The organism is Pseudoflavonifractor sp. An184 (genome assembly GCF_002160305.1).
Lineage (GTDB): Bacteria > Bacillota > Clostridia > Oscillospirales > Oscillospiraceae > Lawsonibacter > Lawsonibacter pullicola.
On sequence record NZ_NFKI01000053.1, the window covers coordinates 1 to 20,688 of the forward strand.

At 63.3% G+C, this 20,688-nt stretch carries 20 protein-coding genes; 13 read left to right on the forward strand and 7 right to left on the reverse strand.

Translation table 11 applies throughout. From position 1 onward, the window contains the following. The first annotated feature begins 914 nt into the window (after positions 1-914). The 10 genes from hisC (at position 915) to hisE (ending at position 8,566) form a co-directional block, all read left to right on the forward strand. On the forward strand, positions 915-1,976 hold the full coding sequence (gene hisC / locus B5F19_RS13640) for a histidinol-phosphate transaminase (protein ID WP_087291386.1): 1,062 nt from the start codon (positions 915-917) through the stop codon (positions 1,974-1,976). Next, entirely contained in the window at positions 1,973-2,560 is a 588-nt protein-coding gene (hisB, locus tag B5F19_RS13645) for an imidazoleglycerol-phosphate dehydratase HisB (protein ID WP_087291387.1), read from the forward strand. Before hisC ends, hisB begins: the two co-directional genes overlap by 4 nt. Positions 2,561-2,810: 250 nt before the next feature. Then, positions 2,811-3,890, forward strand: a complete 1,080-nt coding sequence (locus B5F19_RS13650) for an ATP phosphoribosyltransferase regulatory subunit (RefSeq protein WP_087291389.1) — start codon at positions 2,811-2,813, stop codon at positions 3,888-3,890. Continuing rightward, positions 3,887-4,504 carry an ATP phosphoribosyltransferase gene (gene hisG / locus B5F19_RS13655; RefSeq protein WP_087291391.1) on the forward strand — a complete coding sequence of 206 codons (618 nt, stop codon included), beginning with the start codon at positions 3,887-3,889 and terminating at the stop codon, positions 4,502-4,504. Before B5F19_RS13650 ends, hisG begins: the two co-directional genes overlap by 4 nt. A gap of 10 nt (positions 4,505-4,514) precedes the next feature. Then, a complete protein-coding gene (hisD, locus tag B5F19_RS13660) occupies positions 4,515-5,801 on the forward strand; it encodes a histidinol dehydrogenase (protein WP_087291393.1) in 1,287 nt (428 codons plus the stop codon). Then, positions 5,798-6,427, forward strand: coding sequence for an imidazole glycerol phosphate synthase subunit HisH (gene hisH / locus B5F19_RS13665; protein WP_087291395.1), 630 nt, complete (start codon positions 5,798-5,800; stop codon positions 6,425-6,427). Before hisD ends, hisH begins: the two co-directional genes overlap by 4 nt. After that, a complete protein-coding gene (gene hisA, locus B5F19_RS13670) occupies positions 6,424-7,137 on the forward strand; it encodes a 1-(5-phosphoribosyl)-5-[(5-phosphoribosylamino)methylideneamino]imidazole-4-carboxamide isomerase (protein WP_087291397.1) in 714 nt (237 codons plus the stop codon). The genes hisH and hisA overlap by 4 nt, the downstream gene beginning before the upstream one ends. Position 7,138: 1 nt before the next feature. Beyond that, positions 7,139-7,897, forward strand: a complete 759-nt coding sequence (gene hisF, locus B5F19_RS13675; protein ID WP_087291399.1) for an imidazole glycerol phosphate synthase subunit HisF — start codon at positions 7,139-7,141, stop codon at positions 7,895-7,897. Beyond that, positions 7,894-8,232: a phosphoribosyl-AMP cyclohydrolase gene (gene hisI / locus B5F19_RS18340; protein WP_204248333.1), complete on the forward strand. Its 339-nt coding sequence runs from the start codon at positions 7,894-7,896 to the stop codon at positions 8,230-8,232. The genes hisF and hisI overlap by 4 nt, the downstream gene beginning before the upstream one ends. Before the next feature lies 1 nt (position 8,233). Then, positions 8,234-8,566 carry a phosphoribosyl-ATP diphosphatase gene (hisE, locus tag B5F19_RS18345; RefSeq protein ID WP_087291403.1) on the forward strand — a complete coding sequence of 111 codons (333 nt, stop codon included), beginning with the start codon at positions 8,234-8,236 and terminating at the stop codon, positions 8,564-8,566. A gap of 165 nt (positions 8,567-8,731) precedes the next feature. Here the strand turns inward: hisE and B5F19_RS13690 are convergent, their stop codons facing one another. The 4 genes from B5F19_RS13690 to B5F19_RS13705 form a co-directional block, all read right to left on the reverse strand. Continuing rightward, on the reverse strand, positions 8,732-9,322 hold the full coding sequence (locus tag B5F19_RS13690) for an ATP-binding cassette domain-containing protein (protein ID WP_087291405.1): 591 nt from the start codon (positions 9,320-9,322) through the stop codon (positions 8,732-8,734). Continuing rightward, positions 9,319-10,101 carry an ABC transporter permease subunit gene (locus tag B5F19_RS13695; protein WP_087291407.1) on the reverse strand — a complete coding sequence of 261 codons (783 nt, stop codon included), beginning with the start codon at positions 10,099-10,101 and terminating at the stop codon, positions 9,319-9,321. Before B5F19_RS13695 ends, B5F19_RS13690 begins: the two co-directional genes overlap by 4 nt. Further along, the gene (locus B5F19_RS13700) at positions 10,088-11,134 is read right to left on the reverse strand and encodes an ABC transporter substrate-binding protein (RefSeq protein WP_087291409.1); all 1,047 of its coding nucleotides are present in this window, start codon (positions 11,132-11,134) and stop codon (positions 10,088-10,090) included. Before B5F19_RS13700 ends, B5F19_RS13695 begins: the two co-directional genes overlap by 14 nt. 1,218 nt (positions 11,135-12,352) lie before the next feature. Next, positions 12,353-13,009 carry a Crp/Fnr family transcriptional regulator gene (locus B5F19_RS13705; protein ID WP_087291411.1) on the reverse strand — a complete coding sequence of 219 codons (657 nt, stop codon included), beginning with the start codon at positions 13,007-13,009 and terminating at the stop codon, positions 12,353-12,355. Between the two features lie 121 nt (positions 13,010-13,130). On the opposite strand from B5F19_RS13705, the gene B5F19_RS13710 reads away from it, so the two are divergent. From B5F19_RS13710 to B5F19_RS18080, 3 genes are all read left to right on the forward strand, one after another. Further along, complete coding sequence (locus tag B5F19_RS13710) at positions 13,131-13,415, forward strand: hypothetical protein (RefSeq protein ID WP_087291412.1); 285 nt, start codon at positions 13,131-13,133, stop codon at positions 13,413-13,415. A 150-nt stretch (positions 13,416-13,565) separates the two neighbouring features. Further along, positions 13,566-15,002, forward strand: a complete 1,437-nt coding sequence (gene purB / locus B5F19_RS13715; RefSeq protein WP_087291414.1) for an adenylosuccinate lyase — start codon at positions 13,566-13,568, stop codon at positions 15,000-15,002. A gap of 31 nt (positions 15,003-15,033) precedes the next feature. Beyond that, positions 15,034-16,347 carry an AI-2E family transporter gene (locus B5F19_RS18080; protein WP_087291416.1) on the forward strand — a complete coding sequence of 438 codons (1,314 nt, stop codon included), beginning with the start codon at positions 15,034-15,036 and terminating at the stop codon, positions 16,345-16,347. Positions 16,348-17,490: 1,143 nt separating this feature from the next. Here the strand turns inward: B5F19_RS18080 and B5F19_RS13730 are convergent. The 3 genes from B5F19_RS13730 to B5F19_RS17555 all read right to left on the reverse strand — a co-directional run. Continuing rightward, the gene (locus B5F19_RS13730) at positions 17,491-18,765 is read right to left on the reverse strand and encodes a DUF2812 domain-containing protein (RefSeq protein WP_087291420.1); all 1,275 of its coding nucleotides are present in this window, start codon (positions 18,763-18,765) and stop codon (positions 17,491-17,493) included. Positions 18,766-18,819: 54 nt separating this feature from the next. Next, on the reverse strand, positions 18,820-20,145 hold the full coding sequence (locus B5F19_RS13735; protein ID WP_087291422.1) for a DUF2812 domain-containing protein: 1,326 nt from the start codon (positions 20,143-20,145) through the stop codon (positions 18,820-18,822). 55 nt (positions 20,146-20,200) lie between these two features. Further along, the coding region (locus B5F19_RS17555; RefSeq protein WP_162612586.1) for a hypothetical protein at positions 20,201-20,688 on the reverse strand (488 nt) is incomplete at its 5' end.

Genomic DNA, 20,688 nt, shown 5'->3' on the forward strand with positions numbered 1-20,688 from the left:
CCCGTTCTTCTATGCTAAGATGTTGGTAGTGGCTCATTGAGGAACGCCTCCTTATGGTTGGCTCGCAACTACCATTTTACTGGCTTTTCCTCTTTGAGTCACTCTTTTTCTTCACTGTTGCACTTGCATTGTAAATCGGCACGGCGGCAAAGTAACCAAAACGCCCCCGGGGTGCGCTCAGGACGAGCGCTCCGCGCTCATATTCGCTCCCCCCGGACCCCATTTACGGGGTCCCAATTAGGCGACTTGGTCTGTCAACGCAAAGGCGCGGGTGCTCAGCTGATTGGTTTCCGTTCTATTACCGCTGCCGCTAAAGCTCCGGTGATCTTTGGGTGTGTGTCCTCCTGACAGAAGTCGCGCCTTTTTAGGCTGGTGGGGCTCAATTTCGGTTCGGGAAATCGGCGGGCGGCGGATAGCTGTCCCGGTAGCACAGATAGGAAACCCAGGCGCAGAAATTAGACTGCATCAGCCGCAATTTTTGAAAACCCAGGGCCCTATGGCCCGACGGAAATTTAGACCAACCACTCAAATTTTGCGAGCCGGAAGGTCACCACCCGCCTAAAGTGGTAACCCCCGTAATGGGGTCCGGGGAAAGCGGCCTATGGACCTAGGCGGAGCGAAGCGCAGCCGTAGTCCATCGGACGCGTCCCCGGGGGCGCTTTGCCTACTTTGCCGCCCCTGGCAAAGTAGGTCGCCGCCCGGGAACGGGGTCGTTAGAAAAGAAAACTGTCCCAGGCGGTGAAATGGCAGCACAGCCGAGGGAGGCGGAAGAGGGAAGCCTTAGAGAGGGACGGCGAAACAGAAGCACAGCGCAAAAAACAAATTCCCCCTTGACAAGACTATCAGAGTGGCGTATTATTACATCATCACTTTAGCGAACTAATGAAATAGAACATAAAAGAGGAGGGCGCACCATGTCCCAGTTTTTCAGTGGTCAACTCAGCCAGCTGGCCCCCTACACCCCCGGGGAGCAGCCTAAAGATAAAAACTATGTGAAGCTCAACGCCAACGAGTCCCCCTATCCGCCCTCCCCCGGCGTGGCCGCGGCGCTCAATGCCCGGGAAGTGGACGGGCTGCGGCTGTACTCCGACGCCACGGCCATAGAGCTGAAAACCGCCCTGGCCAGCCAGTACGGGGTGAGGCCGGAGAACGTGTTCGTGTCCAACGGCTCCGACGAGGCGCTGAACTTCGCGTTCCTGGCCTACGCCACCGACGGCCGGGGGGCGGCCTTCGCCGACCTCACTTACAGCTTTTACCCCGTGTTCTGCGACCTGTACCACATCCAGGCCGACGTGATCCCACTGAAAGAGGACTTCTCTCTGGACCCCAGGGACTACTACGGGCGGAACCAGACCATTGTGATCGCCAACCCCAACGCCCCCACCGGCCTGGCCCTGAGCCGGGACGAGATGGAGGAGATCGTGAAGGCCAACCCGGACAGCGTGGTGGTGGTGGACGAGGCCTATGTGGACTTCGGCGGGGAGAGCTGCGTGCCCCTCACCCAAAAGTACCCCAACCTGCTGGTGGTCCAGACCTACTCCAAGTCCCGTTCTATGGCCGGAGCCCGGTTGGGTTACGCCATCGGGAACGCCTCCCTCATTCAGGACCTGGAGACCATCAAGTTCTCCACCAACCCCTTCAATGTGAACCAGCTGACCATGAAGGCGGGGGCGGCCGCCCTGGCGGAGCAGAGCTACTACGACGGGAACTGCCAAAAGATCATGGAGACCCGGGACTACACCACCCGGGAGCTGGAGAAGCTGGGCTTCACCGTGCTCCCCTCCAAGACCAACTTTATCTTCGCCAAAAAGCCCGGACTGGCCGGGGCCGCCCTCTACCAGGGGCTGAAGGAGCGGGGGGTGCTGGTGCGCTACTTTGACAAGGACCGCATCCGGGACTATAATCGAATCACCATCGGCACCCGAGAGCAGATGGACATTTTGCTGGAAAAAGTAAGGGAGCTGCTGCAAGTATGAGAACAGCCCAGATTGCGCGTAAGACCAACGAGACGGACATTCAGTTGTCCCTGAACCTGGACGGGAGAGGGGAGAGCTCCATTGAGAGCGGCGTGGGCTTTCTGGACCACATGCTCACCCTCCTGTCCCGCCACGGGCGGATGGATCTGGAGCTGACGTGCCGCGGCGACACCTACGTGGACGACCACCACACCGTGGAGGACATCGGCATCGCCCTGGGGCAGGCCTTCGCTCAGGCCCTGGGGGACAAGCGGGGCGTGAAGCGCTACGCCTCCCTGTGCCTGCCCATGGACGAGGCCCTGATCCTGTGCGCTGTGGACCTGTCCGGCCGGGGCGGGTACTATGAGGACCTGGACATCCCCACCGAGAAGATTGGCACCTTCGACACCCAGCTGGTGTACGAGTTCATGGAGGCCTTTGCCGTCAACGCCAAATTGACCCTTCATATCCGGAAGCTGGCCGGCCGCAACTCCCACCACATCGCGGAGGGGGCCTTCAAGGCCCTGGGCCGGGTCCTCCGGGAGGCGGTCTCCATCGAGGAGCAGTTTAAAAACGAAATTCCCTCTACCAAAGGGATGCTGTAAGAATGCTCCCCGGGGAGGCCCGTAGGGGCGCACACCGTGCGCCCGCTTTCCCGAAACCGAACCTTTTCCAGTGGGCGCGGCCAAAATCCGCTTCTGCGAAAGACGCACCACCGCAGGGCAGGGGCTTGCCCCTGCCGTGGGAAGGTAACCGCTGTGGGGCGGAGGGAGCTTGCGTCATCCTGTTGCAAACGAATGTTAAACCGGTTTCCGCCCCCGCAGGGGGCGGAAACACGATAGTATAGGAGTACCTATGTTAGAAGAACAGCTCAACCAACTGTACGAGGGCTACGGCTACCGGAAATTCCGCATGTCCAAGTTTGAGGACTACGACCTGTACGCCCAGAACAAGGACTTTCTGAAAAAGGGCCACATCATCACCTTCACCGATGTGGACGGCTCTCTGAAGGCCCTGAAGCCGGACATCACCCTGTCCATCATCAAGAACAACAGCGGGGACAGCGAGAAGGTGTACTACAACGAGAACGTCTACCGGGAGATGGGAGGCGCCTTTAAGGAGATTCTCCAGGTGGGGGTGGAGTCGGTGGGCCAGATCGACCCCTACGCCGAGGCGGAGGTCATCGCCCTGGCGGCCAAGTCCCTTGAAATTCTGTCGGAGGACTATGTGCTGGACCTGTCCGACGTGAGCTTCATCCGCTGTCTGCTGGGTGGGATGAACCTGTCCCAGGGGGACCAGGAGCAGGCCCTGGCGCTGATCGCCCAGAAAAACGCCCCGGGCATCCAGGCCATGGCCGACCGGGGGATTTTATCTGCCCAGGACGCCCAGGCCATTCAAGAGCTCATGGGCATCTACGCCCCCCTGAAGGAGGGCATCGCCCAGGCGGGGCGGCTGGCCCGGGACAATCAGAGCTGGGAGATTTTAAGGCAGCTGTCCGTCACCGCCTCCATGCTGGAGGCCTTCGGCCTCAACGGCCGCATCCGCCTGGACTTCTCCCTGGTGAACAGCATGGACTACTACAACGGGGTCATCTTCCAGGGATTTCTGCCCAATATCCCCTTCCCGGCCCTGTCCGGCGGGCGGTACGACAACCTGCCCCGGAAGATGGGCAAGCAGGTGGGGGCCATCGGCTTCGCCCTGTACATGGGCCGCCTGGAGCAGTACTTCTCCCAGGAGCGGCAGTACGACGCGGACCTGCTCCTCACCTACGGGCCGGACGCGGATTTGGCCAAGCTGGCCGCTTTCGCGGAGCAGATCCGCTCCAAGGGCTGTACGGTCCGGTGCGAGCGGGAGATGGGCCCCAGCGCCCCCGTGCGGTGCCGGACAAAGGTCCGCTACTACGACGGCCTCAGGCCGGAGGAGGTGTCCCTATGATCCAGGTAGCCCTGCCCAAGGGGAGATTGGGCGAAAAAGCCTACGAGACTCTGGCCGCCGCCGGCTATGAGTGCCCCTCCATTCTGGAGAAAAACCGGAAGTTGACCTTTGAGAACCCGGAGAAGGGGGTGCGCTACTTCTGGGTCAAGCCCTCCGACGTGAGCATCTATGTGGAGCGGGGGGCCGCCGACGTGGGCATCGCCGGAAAGGACATTTTGCTGGAGTACCGCCCGGACGTGTACGAGCTGCTGGACCTGAAGATGGGCAAATGCCGCATGTGCGTGGCCGGTCCCGAGGATTTTTACGACGACCCCAACAAGACCCTGCGGGTGGCCACCAAGTTTCCCCACATCGCCGGGGACTACTACGAGTCCCGCTCCCGGGACATCGACATCATCAAGCTCAACGGCTCCATCGAGCTGGCCCCCATCCTGGGCCTGTCCGACGTGATCGTGGACATTGTGGAGACGGGCAACACGTTAAGGGAGAACCACCTGGCCCCTCTGGAGACCATCGTGGACATCAGCGCCCGGTTTATCTGCAACAAGGTGAGCTATAAGTTCAAATACCAGGAGATCCTCGCCATGCGGGACGCCCTGGCCAAGAATCTGTGAGGTGTGCTCCATGATAAAGATATACGACCTCAACGAGGTGCCGGAGGAGGAAATTTTTGCCCGCCAGGAGGAGGCGGCGGACGTGTCCGCCCCGGTGGCGGACATCCTCCGCGCGGTGAAGGAGCGAGGGGACGCGGCCCTGCTGGAGTATGAAAAGCAGTTTGACCGGGTGGAGCTCTCCGCCCTGGAGGTGACCCCCCAGGAGCTGGAGGAGGGGGCCGCCCAGGTGGACCCGGAGTTTACCGAGATCCTCCGGGAGGCCGCCGAGAACATCCGCGCCTTCCACGCCAAGCAGAAGCGGGAGGGGTTCCTGATGACCCAGCGGGAGGGGGTAGTCCTGGGCCAGAAGATCACCCCCCTGGCCCGGGTGGGCATCTACGTCCCCGGGGGCACCGCCGCCTACCCCTCCACCGTGCTGATGAACGCCATCCCCGCCCACATTGCCGGGGTGGGGGAGATCATCATGGCCACCCCGCCGGGACGGGACGGGAAGATCCGCCCCGCCATCCTGGCGGCGGCCAAGCTGGCCGGGGTCACCCGAATCTTCAAAATGGGGGGCGCCCAGGCCGTGGCCGCCCTGGCCTGCGGGACGGAAACGGTGCCCAAGGTGGACAAGATCGTGGGCCCCGGCAACGCCTATGTGGCCGAGGCCAAGCGGCAGGTGTTCGGCCTGGTGAACATCGACATGATTGCCGGCCCCTCCGAGGTGCTGGTGATTGCCGACGGAAATTCCAACCCGGCCTGGGTGGCCGCCGACCTGCTCAGCCAGGCGGAGCACGACAAGATGGCCTCCGCCGTCCTGGTCACCGACTCCCGGGGACTGGCCCAGGCCGTTTCCCGGGAAATCGAGAACCAGCTCCGGACCCTGGAGCGGGAGGAGATCGCCCGGGCTTCGATTGAACAGAATGGCAAGATCATCGTAGCCCGGTCCCTCACCCAGGCGGCTGAGGTGGCCAACCGCATCGCCCCGGAGCACCTGGAGCTGTCGGTGGACGATCCCTTCGACTACCTGGGGCTTATCGAGAACGCCGGGTCCATCTTCCTGGGCCGCTATAACCCGGAGCCCATGGGGGACTACTTCGCCGGGCCCAACCACACCCTGCCCACCATGGGCACCGCTCGCTTTTACAGCCCTCTGTCGGTGGACGACTTCATCAAGAAATCCCAGTTCAGCTACTACACCAGGGAGGCCCTGGAGCGGGACTACCGGAAGGTGAGCCGCTTTGCCATGGAGGAAGGCCTCACCGCCCACGCCCGGGCGGTGGACATCCGCTTTGAGAAGGAGGGGGAGACATGATCGCCATCATTGACTACGGGGTGGGCAACCTGTTCTCCCTGAAAAGCTCCCTGGGGGCCATCGGGGAGGAGGCGGTGGTCACCCGGGACGAGAGCGTCCTGGACCGGGCGGACCACATCATCCTCCCCGGCGTGGGGGCCTTCGGCGACGCGGTGGAGAAGCTGCGGGACACGGGGATGTTCCAGGCGGTCCTCAACCAGGCGGCCACGGGCAAACCCGTCCTGGGCATCTGCCTGGGGATGCAGCTGCTGTTTGAAAAGTCCTTTGAGTACGGGGAGCACGCCGGTTTGGGCCTCATTCAGGGGGAGGTGCGGGACATCCGCACGGTGATCCCCCGGGGTCTGGCCGTCCCCCACATGGGGTGGAACGGCCTCCACTTCCCCAAGGACAAGGCGAGAAGTCCCATCTTCGCCGGCCTGGAGGAGGGGGAACACGTGTACTTCGTCCACTCCTTCGCGGGCTTTGACTGTAAAGGACAGTGCACTGCCACCACCGAATACGGCGCGGAGCTGACGGCGGCGGTCCAGAACGGCAATGTGTACGGCACCCAGTTCCACCCTGAGAAGAGCGGGGAGACCGGCCTGAAAATTTTGAAGGCCTTTTGCAGATTGGAGGGGAAGGCATGATCCTGCTTCCGGCCATTGATCTATACGACGGGAAGGTGGTCCGCCTGACAAAGGGGGACTACGCCCAGATGACCGTCTACCGGGACGACCCGGCGGCCCAGGCGGCGGACTTCCAGGCCGCCGGGGCCAAGTGGCTCCACACCGTGGACCTGGAGGGGGCCAAGGACGGCACCACCCCCAATTTCCCGGTGATTGCCGCTATCTGCAAAAAGACGGATTTAAAGGTGGAGATCGGCGGGGGCATCCGCAGCCTGGATACCATCCAGAAGTACCTGGACGCCGGGGTGTCCCGGGTGATCCTGGGCACCGCCGCCGTCACCGACCCCAAGTTTTTGGAGCGCGCCCTGGACCGCTTCGGCAGCCAGGCGGCGGTGGGGGTGGACCTGAAGGACGGGGCCATCGCCATCAAGGGCTGGAAGGAGACCGCCCCGGAGCGGGCCGAGGACTTTTTCACCCGCCTGTGCGGTCTGGGGGTCAAGACCGTCATCTGCACCGACATCTCCAAGGACGGCATGCTGGGGGGCGCCAATGTGGAGCTCTATCAGACCCTCTCTCAGCAGTTCCCCCTGGACTTCATCGCCTCGGGCGGTGTGTCAAGTATTTCTGACTTACAGAAGCTGAAAGCTCTGGGCCTGTACGGGGCCATTTTGGGCAAAGCCCTGTACACCGGGGCTCTGGATTTGAAAACGGCTTTGAAGGAGGTGGAGTGAGATGGTGACCAAGCGGATCATCCCCTGTCTGGACATCAAGGACGGACGGGTGGTGAAGGGGGTCAACTTCTTAAACCTCCAGGACGTGTCCAACCCGGTGAAGCTGGCGGACTACTACTCCCGCTCCGGGGCGGACGAGCTGGTTTTCTATGACATCACCGCCTCCTTCGAGGGCAGAAAACTGTTCACCGACATTCTCACGGCGGTGGCCTCCACCATCTTCATCCCCCTCACCGTGGGGGGCGGCATCAACAGCCTGGAGGACTTTGAGCGGGTGCTCACCTGCGGGGCGGACAAGGTGTCCGTCAACTCCGGGGCCATCAAGAACCCGGAGCTCATCGGCCAGGCGGCCAAGCGTTACGGAGACCAGTGCGTGGTGCTGTCTGTGGACGCCAAGCGGGTGGACGGCAAGTACCACGTGTTTTTGAACGGCGGCCGGGTGGACACCGGCCTGGACGCCCTGGAGTGGATTCGCCAGGGGGTGGACCGGGGCGCCGGGGAGGTGGTGGTCAACTCCATCGACACCGACGGGGTGAAGAAAGGGTTTGACCTGGAGATGCTTCGGGACGTGAGCGAGATCGTCCGCGTGCCGGTGATCGCCTCCGGCGGGGCCGGGGGCGTGCAGGACTTTGTGGACCTGTTTCGGGAGATCCCCGACATGTCCGCCGGTCTGGCGGCCAGCATCTTCCACTTCGGAGAGGTGGCCATCCCCGATTTGAAGCAAGTGCTGCGGGAGAACGGAGTGTGCGTGCGGCTATGATGGACTTGGATACCTTGAAATTTGACGACCGGGGGCTCATCCCCGCCATTGTCCAGGACGCGGACACGGGGAAGGTGCTCACCCTGGCCTACATGAACCGGAAGTCTCTGGAAATTTCCCTGGAAAAGAAGCTCACCTGCTTCTGGTCCCGGTCCCGGCAGGAGCTGTGGCTCAAGGGGGAGACCAGCGGCAACTACCAGCACATTGTGGAACTGCGGGCGGACTGCGACAGGGACGCCCTGCTGGTGCGGGTGAAAAAAGATGGGCCCGCCTGCCATCTGGGCACCGACTCCTGCTTTGACGGAAATCCCATTTATGAGAGCGAGGAAGATTGACATGGAAGAACAGTTCAGCTACGAGGGGCTCTATGAGCTTCTGGAGGAGCGCAACGCCCGGCGGCCGGAGGGGTCCTACACCACTTACCTCTTCGAAAAGGGTTTGGACAAGATTTTGAAGAAGGTGGGGGAGGAGTGCACTGAGGTCATCATCGCCGCCAAGGCGGAGGACCACAAGGAGACGGTGTACGAGATCGCCGACCTGGCCTACCACGTGATGGTGCTCATGGTCCAGGCGGGCATCTCCCTGGACGAGGTGAGGGCGGAGCTGGCCAGCCGCCACGTCATCGACCACAAGGTCAAGCAGGAGAAGATGGCCTCCGACTTTTCCTGACCTGCTTTTCTGGAAAGAAAAGTAGGCAAAAGAAGTTCCTTTTCTTGAAAGAAAAGGAACCAAAAGAACTTTGTGCGAAACTTCGTTTCGCCTCTTGGGGTTAAGAAAATCTCAGAAAAAAGCTGTGCCCCGCCGCGAATCAAGCGGCGGGGCATTTTTGTATATTCATGGGCCGGGCAGGCGGCGCAGGGGCGGGCCGTCCAGGTTAATCACCTGATCGGCCAGGGAGCGCACCAGCCCCTCGTGGCTGGACAGGACCACCGGCGCGCCCAGCTCCTTCAGGGCGGCCATCAGGGCCTTGATGCGGTCCCCGTCCACCCCGGTGAAGGGCTCGTCCAGCAGATAGAGCTTCCCGCCCAGGGCCAGGGCCCGCACCAGGGCCAGCCGCCGCTTCATGCCCCCCGACAGGGCGGCGGGGAGGGCGGTTTTTTCCGCCTCCAGACCGGCCAGGGCCAGCCAGCGGTCCGCCTCCCCCCGGCGGGACTTGGGGAGCACATCGGTGAGGTGCTGCTCCACCGTGCGCCAGGGGAACAGCCGGTCCTCCTGAAAGAGGAAGGCCGTCTCGCTGGGGGCGATGCCGGAGACGGTTCCGTTTTGGGGCCGTTCCAGCCCGGCGATGCACCGCATGAGGGTGGTCTTGCCGCAGCCGGAGGGGCCGGACAGCACCGTCACCCCGGTATCCGGCAGGGTGAGGGAGAAGCGGTCCAGCACCAGCTTGTCCCCGTAGGCCAGGGTCAGGTTGGAAATCTGGATCATGCCGCCGCCCCCTCTCTTCTGCGCTGGATGAGCCGGGTGAGGAAGCGCTCCATGAGCAGGCTCAGACAGATGACCACCGCCGTCCAGGCGAACAGGTCCGCCGTCTCAAAGGCCTGCTTGGCGTGGTTGATCTCGGTGCCGATGCCTGGCCGGGGGAGGCAGAGGACCTCGGCGGCCACCCCGGACTTCCAGGCCAGCCCCATGGCGGTGGTGACGGCGGAGAGCAGGTAGGGCTTCAAGCTGGGGAGGTACACCAGCCGGACGGTCTTTCCCCGGGAAAACCGGTAGGCCCGGGAGAGCTCCAGCAGCTGCCGGTCGGTGGAGCGGATGCCCTGAGTCAGGTTCTCCCACACCACCGGCAGCACCATCAGCCCGGAGATCACCGCCGGAACCTGATTCCGCCCGGTCCACAGGAGGACCAGCAGAATGAAGGAGGCCACCGGGGTGGCCCGGACAATGCGGATCACCGGGGCGAACAGCCGCTCGCACCAGGAGCTGGCGCAGGTGAGGGCGGCCAGAGCGCTCCCCAGGGCCACCCCCGCCGCCATGCCCGCCGCGATGCGCAGCAGGGAGGTGAGGGCGGTCCCCCAGAACGCCGGGTCCTGGGCCAGCCGGACCAGGGCGGAGAGCACCGTGGCCGGGTAGGGGAGGAGCAGCTCGTTGCCCCGGCCCTCCACGTGGAGCTCCACCAGAAAAGCCCCAAGCTGCCAAGCCCCCAGCCAGAAGGCTGGGGGCAGCAGAATGCTGACGTACGTTTTCAGGGAATTACTCCGCGCCATAGTAGAAGGAATTGTAGGGGAGCGCGCCCCCGATGGAGGTGGGGTCCGCGTCAAAGAGGACCTGGTAGTAGGCCTCCAGCACGGACTTCATCTCGTCCCCGGTGAGACACACCAGATTGCACTGGGGGATGGCCGCCTTGGCGATGTTGGCGTTGGCGGTGATGCCGTACTGGGCCACCAGCTCGGCGGCGGCGTCCAGGTTGTCCGGGTTGGACATGTACTCGATGGAATCCTGGTATGCCGCAAGGAAGGCCTCCACCCCCTGGGGGTTCTCCTCAATATAGTCGGTGCGGGCCACGATGCAGCCCATGGCCAGCTCGCCGTCGCTTACGCTGGACCACTCATCGGTGAGGGACAGGGCCTGACGCACGCCGGAGTCCTGGATCATCAGGGCGGTGGCGGCGGGGACGGGGAGCATGCAGATGCCGTCCTCCGAGGACGCCATCTGGGCGGTGACCTCCTGGGCGGTCATCCACTGGATGTCCACGTCGGCCGGGTCCACCCCGTTCTCGGTGAGCAGATAGTTGAGGACGTACTCCGGGTTGGCCCCCTCGCCGGTGGCGTACACGGTCTTGCCCGCCAAATCGGCCATGGAGGTCACGGTGTCCCCCTTCTCCAGAATGTAGAGGACGCCCAGGGTATTGACCGCCAGCACCTGGATGGATTCCGGGTTCTTGTTGACCAGGGTGGCCGCCACGTTGGTGGCCACGGCGGCGATGTCCGCGTCCCCGTTGATGAGGGCGGAGGACACCGCCTGGTTGTCCGCCTCCACGGTGGCGGAGGCCGCGACTTTGTCATAGAACTCCGCCGCCTCATTATCCGCCATCAGTTTGGCGGCGCCCACGCCGGTGGGGCCGGAGAGGACCATGATATTGGGCAGCGTATATGCATCCGACTGAGAGGTATCTCCCACACTTGAGGAGGACTGGGAGCCGGAGGCGCTGGAGCTGGAGCCGCCGTTGCCGCAGCCGGCCAGGGCGGACACCATCATAGCGCCGCACAGGAGCAGAGAGAGTTGCTTTTTCAGTTTCATTTGAATCTTCCTTTCTGAAGTTGTTGATGGAGGCCAGATGGGGAAATTTCGCCGTCATCTCTCTTAAGCCTGCCCCTGGGGGCCGACTCCCCTTGTCAAGGGGAGATGTCGCGAAGCGACAGAGGGGATAGGGAAAGGTGCCCCCGAAGGGGGCGGATGAGGGGCCAGTCTAAGAAACAAATGTCGTTAGAAGAATCTTGTAGGGCGGGGGCTTGCCCCCGCCGCCTCTTTCTGGTTTGTGCGGGGAATTTCGCCGCCTGCGGGCGGCGAGGTACTTTCCCAGCGATGGGAAAGCACCCAAAGGATCGCCGGGGGACGCCGCAGAGGCGAACTTCGTTCGCCAATGACGGCTTACCCCCGGTCCCACATTACGGGGGACGCGTACCTGAAAGTCGGCAGAAAATTTCCGGCGCGCAAAATCTGAGTGGCTTTCCGCAGTTCAATCCGGCCCACTGGGGCCTGGTATTCCCAAAATTGAAACTAATGCGGTTCCCGTTCTGCGCCTGGCTTTGCCGAGCAGGTGGCGGCTGGTGCTGGGCCGTAGGGCGCGGCCTCCTGGACGCGCCGCTTTTGGATGGCTGAAAAAATGCCGTAGAGGAGACACACCGGGCCGCCCGGCCCCAATGGGATCGGCGGGAGGCCCAAGGGCCTCCCCTACCCAATTCCGGAAGACTTTCTTGAAACCCGTAGGGGAGGGGCTTGCCCCTCCCGACGTTCCAAGATACGGCGGGCCGGTCTGGGACCGGCCCCTACAAAAGGATAGGAACGCTTCTACATTCAGCGTAGGGGCGGGTGTCCTCACCCGCCCGCTTTTGAGGGGGTCTCCGTTTGTAGGGTGCGGCCTCCCGGACGCGCCGTCCCTACGGAAATCCAGAAACGGTACAGGATACGCCGTCAGATTGAGCCGCGCTTGAGCCCCACCGCAACAAAGGCGCTTTCTAAAAGGGGGAGTGTCAAGCCCTCGACTATTGCCCGGTCAGCGGCAGCGAAAGACGAGGGGCAGGCGATCAGCTGAGCCGCCCGCGCCTTTGCGATGACCACCAAGACTGCCTAATTGGCGGCCCCCGTAAAACGGGGGTCCAGGGGACAAGCGTCATATCGGCTGAGGCGAAGCCGAAGTCGATCTGCGCTTGCCCCCTGGTGCCTCTTTGGTTTCTTTCTGGGCATCCAGAAAGAAACCCGCCCGCAGGGCGGAACCCCCGCACAAAGAGGAAACGCTCACAAAACCCCTTCCAGCCCCCCGCGGTCCAGCACGAACACCGTCTTGCCCTCCCGGCAGATGAGGCCCGCCGTCTCCAGGGACTCGAAGGCCCGGTAGAGGGAGGCCCGGCTGAGGCCCAGCCGCTTGGCCAGGTCGGTGGCCGGGGCGTGGACCGAGGGTGCCCCGCTGGAGAGGAGATACCGGGCCAGCTTGCCCTCCGCTCCGGTCTGGGCCAGGGCCCCCAGCCGCCCGGACAGGAACCGGATGCGGCCGGACAGGTAGCGCAGGTAGTTTTGGCGGAGGAGGGACTCCTCTCCCAGCAGCCGGTCCACGTCCTCCTGGGGCAGAAACAGGATGCGGCATGGGGAACGGGCGGTGAGGGTTGTGGCGTAGTCCGGCAGGTCGTTGTAGAGGGCGGCCGCGCCGAAGAGCTCCCCGGCCTCCAGCACGCTCACCGACAGGGCGGCGTTGGTCACCTGTACCTGACCGGACAGGAGAAACCCCAGGCACCGGCGGAACTGGTGGGGCTGATAGACGGCCTCCCCGGCGGGAAAGGCCTCGGCGGTGACGCCGGGGAGGGCCAGCACCCGCCGGAGCAGCGCCTCGTCCGCCCCCCGGAAAAAGGGGCACCGCCCCAGAAGCAGCAGCTCCTCCCGGGTGATCTCCGCCGCCATGGTCCCGCCCCCTTTTTAAAAGTGTCTTATTTGAGACAAAAAGAATATAGCATATTCTGGGACGGCGGTCAACCCCCCGGCATAGGATGGGCAGAAGAACAACCGAACAGGAGGGATCACCGTGGGAAATACCAGTCAAAACCGCCGGGATGGCGCGGGGACGCGCCGCACCGACCCGGAGGAGGCCATTGCCAAGATCCAGGCCGCGGCGGAGGAGATGACCATGCACCGGTATGTACATAGCCTCCCGGTGCAGACGGCCCGGGAATGGGAGCGGGAGGCGCTCTGGCGCCAGATGCGGGAGCTCAATCAGGTGCTGGACTATCAGAACAAGATTTTGGTGGAGATCCTGGCCGCGCTGGACCGGCTGACCCGGGCGGTGGGGGAGATGGGAGAGACGGGGTGACACGCCCCGCCTCTCTTTGTGTTTGGGGCCGGAGGATAAAATTTCAGGAAACAGTGGCAAAGCGGGCGCAAATACGATATAATAAACTGAATTGATGTGGGCGGGGGGAGACCCTCACCCTTGGAAAACCAGAGAAAAGGACGATGCAAGATGCCGACCAATACCTATGAAAGCCCCCTGTCTTCCCGCTACGCCAGCGAGGAGATGCTCTATCTGTTCTCCGCGGACAAGAAGTTCTCCACCTGGCGGAAGCTGTGGGTGGCCCTGGCCCGGGCGGAGATGGAGCTGGGCCTGCCGGTGACCCAGGAGCAAGTGGACGAGCTGGAGGCGCATATCTATGACATTGACTACGAGAAGGCCGCCCAGTGGGAGAAGAAGCTCCGCCACGACGTGATGGCCCATGTGCACACCTACGGGGAGCTGTGCCCCAAGGCCATGCCCATCATCCACCTGGGGGCCACCAGCTGCTACGTGGGGGACAACACCGACGTGATCCTCATGCGGGAGGGGCTGATTCTGGTCCGGAACAAGCTGGTGCAGGTGCTCGACGCCCTGGCCAAGTTCGCCCGGGAGTACAAGGCCCTGCCCACCCTGGGCTTCACCCACTTCCAGGCCGCCCAGCTGGTCACCGTGGGCAAGCGGGCCTCCCTGTGGATGAACGACCTGCTGCTGGACCTGGAGGAGGTGGAGCACCGCATCTCCACCCTGAAGCTGCTGGGCTCCAAGGGGACCACCGGCACCCAGGCCTCCTTCCTGGAGCTGTTTAACGGCGACCACGAGAAGGTGAAGGAACTGGAGCGGAAGATCGCCAAGGAGATGGGCTTCGACGGCGTGGTGCCGGTGAGCGGCCAGACCTACTCCCGGAAGATGGATTACAGCGTCCTGTCCGTCCTGTCCGGCATCGCCCAGTCCGCCAGCAAGTTTGCCACCGACATGCGCCTGCTGTGCCACCTGAAGGAGGTGGAGGAGCCCTTTGAGAAGAACCAGATCGGGTCCTCCGCCATGCCCTATAAGCGCAACCCCATGCGCTGCGAGCGCATCTGCTCCCTGGCCCGGTACGTCATCGTGGACGCGGGCAACCCCGCCGTCACCGCCGCCACCCAGTGGTTTGAGCGCACCCTGGACGACTCCGCCAACAAGCGCATCTCCGTCCCCGAGGCCTTCCTGGCGGTGGACGCCATCCTGAACATCTACCGCAACGTGGCCTCCGGCCTGGTGGTCCACCCCAAGGTCATCGAGAAGCACGTGCTGGAGGAGCTGCCCTTCATGGCCAGCGAGAACATCATGATGGACGCGGTGGTCCGGGGCGGCGACCGGCAGGAGCTCCACGAGCGCATCCGGGTCCTGTCCCAGGAGGCGGGCCGGAACGTGAAGGATCTGGGCCTGTCCAACAACCTCATCGACCTGATCGCCGCCGATCCGGCCTTCGGTATGACGAAGGAGGAGCTCACCGCCCACCTGGAGCCCAGCCGCTACATCGGCCGCTGCCCCGAGCAGGTGGAGGAGTTCCTGACCCAGGAGGTGCAGCCGGTGCTGGAGAAGTACGCCGGCGTTCTGGGGGAGAAGGAGACCGAACTGAAGGTCTGATGAGGCTTAGGAGTAGAGGAGGAACTGTCCTTTGAAGGGACGAGGAAAATATGGACCCTATCTGGCTGCGGGGGTCACCGCCTTTGCGGTAATTGCGGCCGCTATCCTGTTGTTTTTTCTGTTGGAGCACTTCTCTGCTATTCGCAGCCTGCTGGAGACCATCGGCTATATTCTCCGTCCCATCTGCTATGGCATTGTGCTGGCCTTTCTGCTGCTTCCGGTCCACCGGCGCATTCTGGCGGTGCTGACGGATCAGTGTCAGGGCATTCGGGACCCCTGGGGCAAGAAAAAGAACATCCTCAGTGCCATCTCCATCCTGTTAAGCCTGATTTTTGCCTTCCTGGTGCTGTATGTGCTGCTGGCCATGGTGCTGCCACAGCTCTATTGGAGCCTTGTGGGGCTGTTTGAGGCCCTCCCTGGCTATTTTCAGAGCGTTCAGCAGTGGCTGACCACCTTCCTGGCCGACAACCCTGATATCCAGCAGGCTGTACTGAGCTACTACCGTACGGCGGGGGCTGCCCTGAACCAGTGGCTCAGCTCCGATCTGATTCCCAACCTGGAGTCGGCCTCCAGCACCCTGGCTTGGCTGCGCTCGGAACTGCTGCCTCAGCTGACCGGGGTGGTCTCCGGCGTGTCCACGGTGGTGCTGGCTCTGGTTAACCTGCTCAAGGACATCATCGTGGCGGTCATTGTGTCGGTATATCTGCTGGCCCGGAAGGACGTCTTCGCCGCCCAGAGTAAGAAGATCCTGTACAGCATGTTTCCCACCCGGGTGGCCGACCTGCTGGTGGAGGAGAGCCGGAGCGCCTATCGGATTTTAAGCGGATTTATCAATGGGACCCTGGTGGATTCCTTCATTGTGGGTGTGATCTGCCTGATCTGCTTCACGGTGTTCCAGTTTCCCTACCCCATGCTGCTGGCGGTGATCATCGGGGTGACCAACGTGATCCCCTTTTTTGGACCCTTCATCGGGGCCATTCCCAGCGGACTGCTGATTCTGCTGGTCAGCCCCCGGCAGTGCCTCTATTTTGTGATTTTCATTTTTGTGCTGCAGCAGCTGGACGGCAACATCCTTCACCCGAAGATTCTGGGCAGCTCGGTGGGGCTGGCCTCCTTCTGGGTGCTGTTTGCGGTGCTGCTGTTCGGCGGACTGTTCGGCTTTGTGGGCATGGTGCTGGGCGTGCCCGTGTTCGCCATGTTTTACAGCGTGGTCAGCCGCCTGGTGAACCGCGGCCTGAAAAAGCGGGGCCTGCCCCTGAGTACCGAGGAGTACCTGGGAAAGACCGGCCCGCTGGCGGCGGAAAAGGCGCCCTCCCCGCCGGAGCCGGGCGGAACAAACGAATAAACACAGACGCACAGGGACGGTCCGATGGACCGTCCCTGTCAGTTTGTCGAAAAACCTCTGTTTAGGGTTGCGCTTCATGGTCGCCGCATTGTAGTAGATGGTGATGTCGGCCTGCTCGGCCATCTCAGGGGAGAGGTCTACATGCTCGCTGGCGGTCCAATTCTCCCAAGGCGTCCAGCCGCCGTCCCCCGCCATCTCCTCCAGGGTGAGCAGAGAGAAGCCCGGCTGAAATTCCTCCAGAGGGATGTTCTTCTCAACTTTGTCGGTGAGAGAGGCCAGCAGGGCGGCCGACACACCCGTCAGCAGCAGGACCGCGGCGGCGCGGGCAAATAGCCGCTGGAGCCGGTAGGGCCAAAGGGGGAGGCTGGGCCGCACCGTCTGGTCTCTGCGGGCCCGGCGGCGGAGCAGGGCCACAGTCAGGAGATCACTTCCCAGGACCAGCGCCAGCAGGACCCAAAGCAGGACCAGAAGGACCTGGACTAGGGTGACCAGGGGGATGGCCAGGTGGGGAGACTGCTGGAGGTCCATCTCCATGGCGGCGATGGATGCCCTCAGCCCCAGGTTCAGGGCAATAAGGAACAGAAGGAGCAACAGATTGCCTTTTGGAAAGCGCAGGGCGTACCGGAAGGAATCCGGGTCGGTGTAAGGTTCCTGGGCCTCCGGATTGTCGGTGGAAAAGAGGTACAGGGTGGTCCAGGGCCGGCCGATGTCCCCCTCGTAGGTCCACCCCGCGCCGGCATACAGCTCCAGCAGCTCCTGGGACGGCTTCTCCTGAGACTGCTGCTGCCCCTGGGCGGGACACACCCGGTACCGGCGGTGGGGGTGGGGCTCGTCCCGGCGGAATTTGACCCGGGCCAGGGAGAACAAGTTCTGCTGAACACGGTGCACCAGAAACCCCTTCCCGGCCATCTCCTCCAGCCAGGACTCAAAGCGGGGAAAGTCCATGGGGCTCACCGGGGACCACTTGGTGACCCGATTCTTTTGTTTCCCCATCGTTCGTCACTCCTTGTTTCAATTCATATTTTGCCTGTCGCGTGTCTCCCAAGGGGGAGGCGCGGGCGGTGCGCCTCTTGCGGCCGCCCACGGCCGCGCCCTTTGGGATCAAACAAACTGAGTAGGGCGGGGGCTTGCCCCCGCCGCCGGTCATGCCTCCGGCATGAGCATGGCGGCGATATCGCCGTACCACTCGGTCAGGTCCAACGTCCCGCCGTACCGCAGAGCCAGCACCCGATCCCCCTCCAGGGCGACCACATCCCAGTTCTCTCCCTCCCGGCGGACCAGAAACTCCTCCGCGCCGGGAACGGTTTCCCGCTGGAAGGGGAGTTGGTCGGGGAGGTAGGAGAGAAGGTCGCCGTCCGGGCTCTGCAGGTCCTGGACCAGGCTGGTCAGGAGCTCCCGGGCGGCCTGGGGATCATCGGCAATGTAGTAGTTGAGCTCCATGTCCGAGTCCCCGCTGGTGCCGTAGCCCGCCTGGCTGACGTCGTACCACATCGGGACGCCCCGGCCGGGGTCCTGGTACACGTCCGCCGCATTGAAGCGGAGGAGCTGGTCCGCGACCTCCAGGTCGGGCTCCGGGGTCCAACTGCCGTCCCCCTCCATCTCCGACAGGGTGAGCAGGTCAAAGTCGGGGTCGAACTGCTCCAGGGGCAGGTCGCTGTTGATGCGGAAGAGCGTGAAAATCAAGGCGAGAACCACAGCCAGGAGCCCCGTCTGGAGAAGGGAGAGAAGGGAGGAGAAGAGGCAGCGGGCGGCGAACAGGGCGGGGGGCGGAGCGGGCCGCACCGTGTCCCGCCGCCGGATCTCCTGCCGGAGGGCCAGAACGGTGAGCCAGTCGGTCCCATTCAGAAGGAGGGAGCTCAGCCAAAGGGCGATCAGCAGTGCCGCGGCCGCGGCAAGAATCCAGTTGGGCAGGAAGGAGAGCTGGCGGTCCAGGATTTGTGTGGCGCTGAGGATGGCGGCGGAGGTATACAGAACCACGCCCAAAAGCAAATCGTTGAGCACGTCTTTCTTCGGGGGCCGGAGGGCCTCATAGAGGGAGTCCGGGTCGGTGTAGGGCTCCGGGGCGGCGGGGTCGTCGGTGTAGAACAGGTAGTAGGACACGCAGGAGGTGCCCCAGTACCGCAGAAACTGCCAGCCGGACTGGGCGTACAGCTCCAGAGTCTCCTGGGAGGGCTCCGCCTCCTGGGGCCGGGTGGGGCACAGGCGGTACCGGCGCTCCGGTCTGGGGGCGTCCTTCCGGAACAGCACAATCCAGAGGGGGCCGGGGGCCAGGATACTCAACCCGGAGAAGTCGTGGAAGAACAGCCCCTGGGCGGCCATGTCCTCCAGCCAGGTCTCCGTGCGGGCGATGTCCTTGGCGTCCACCACGGCCCATTTTCGGATCAAATTGCCGGAGACTTCTTTCTTGGATCGGCTCATAGGATCAGCTCCTTATGGAAAAGTCTGCGCCCTGTTTTGGGAGAGGGAAACCGGTCATTCCACCGGCGTGAGCATGGCGGCGATCTCGTCAAACCACTCACTCAGGTCCAGCGTGCCGTCGTAGCGCAGCTCCAGCAGCCGGTCCCCCTTCCGGGCCAGGACGAACCAGGCGGGGGAGACATCCTCCTCGGGGGTGAGTCCCACGGAATCGCACCAAAATTCCTCGGCCCCGGGGACCTCAATGGGCTGGTAGTCGTAATATTCAGAGGAGGTCCGTTCCCGCTCCAGCCTGGCCTGGGCCGCCTCGCCGTCCCGGGCCAGGTAGTAGGAGATGTACAGGGAGGACGTTCCGCTGCTCCCCGTGCCGTCCTGATTGATGGTGTACCAGATAGGAATGGGCTGTTCAGGGGCCTCGTGCAGGTCCACTACGTTGTAGTGGATTTCCTTTTCCATAGAGGGTATGCCGGCGGCAAAGGTGAAGTCCTCGCTGGGGACCCAACTTCCGTCTCCCTCCATCTCCGCCAGAGTGAGCAGGTCGAAGTCGGGCTCCCAGTCCTCCAGAGGGACGTCCTCTGTGACCTGCTCCTGGGGGACCACGGCCTGGACCTCGTGCCGGGCGTCCAGAAGGCGGTCCATCCGCCGGAAGAAGGAGCCGCCCGGCAGCAGTACCGCCGCCAGAAAGGAAACCGTCTCGATCACTGCCAGGACCCGCTGGGCCATGAGCAGCCATCGGGGCAGGGAGGGCCGGGCTGTGTGCTCCTCCTTGATCTTGCGGCGGAGGAGGAAGTAGGTGAGCCACTGGAAGCCGCCGGAGATCAGAAGACTCAGCAGCAGGGCCAGCAGGAGGAGCCCAAACACCTGGAGGGCGGGGGAGAGCTGCTGGGAGGACTCCAGCCCGCCCCAGGACCCGGAGAATATGATCCCGTACACAAGAATCAGTATCAGCGTCGGAAATGCCAGGATCAGCAGATTCCGAACGGGGAAGCGCAGGGCCCGGTGGAGGGACTCCGGGTTCGAATTGGGCTCTGCCGCGCTGGGGTCGTCGGTGGCAAAGAGAAAGTAGGAGATGCAGCTGGAGGGGATATAGTCCACATAGGTCCAGCCGTATTGCCGGTACTGCTCCAGAAGGTCCGCGGGGGGCTCGGTGAGCATCTCCGGGGCGGGGTACAGGTGGTAGCGGCGGTTGGGGTCGGGGGCCTTCACCTGGAACCGGACCATGGGGAAGCCGCCCGGACTGAATCTTATGACCTTGTTGGAGTACCAGTGGTAAAAGAGCCCCTGGCGGGCCATCTGGTTCAGCCAGTCCTGAAACCGGGCCCTGTCCATCAGGTTCACCGGGCTGAACTTCCACTTGTAAGATGCGTTTTTGGGTGTTTTCATGGGAGAATCCTCCTCAGTAATAAAGTAAAAGGGAAGGCATGGGAGGCGCTGATACTTATGAGGCTGCGCCCATCCGTTCCAGCAGCAGGTCCAGGGCCTCCTCCGGCGGGACGGTGCCCCGCACCGTCAGGCGGAACGCCTGGTCTCCCGCCTGACCCAGCCAGTAGTAGGTGTCCGCAAACTGGTTGACGGTGTAGTGGTGGTCCCCCACGTCGTACCCTGCCGGCCCCTCGGGGACTTCTATGTAGGTATACAGGCGGTCCAGGCCGGGGCGGCTGGCCTCCTGCCAGGGGATGCCGTCCTCCACCTCGTCGGTGCGCTTCCAGCTGTCCAGCACCCACCCGGCAAAGGTGGGGGAGACCGCGTCCACATAGTCGATGGAGATGGAGGCGGAGGGGTCGTCCGGCTCCTCCCGGTAGGTCCACTGGTTCAGGTCCTGCTTGACAGCCAGGGGGGAGAAGGAGGTCTCCGCCAGATTATAGCCGTACTCCGGATTCTGAATGGCCGGGTCCAGCTCCAGGTCGTACAGGGAGACCAGGGGGG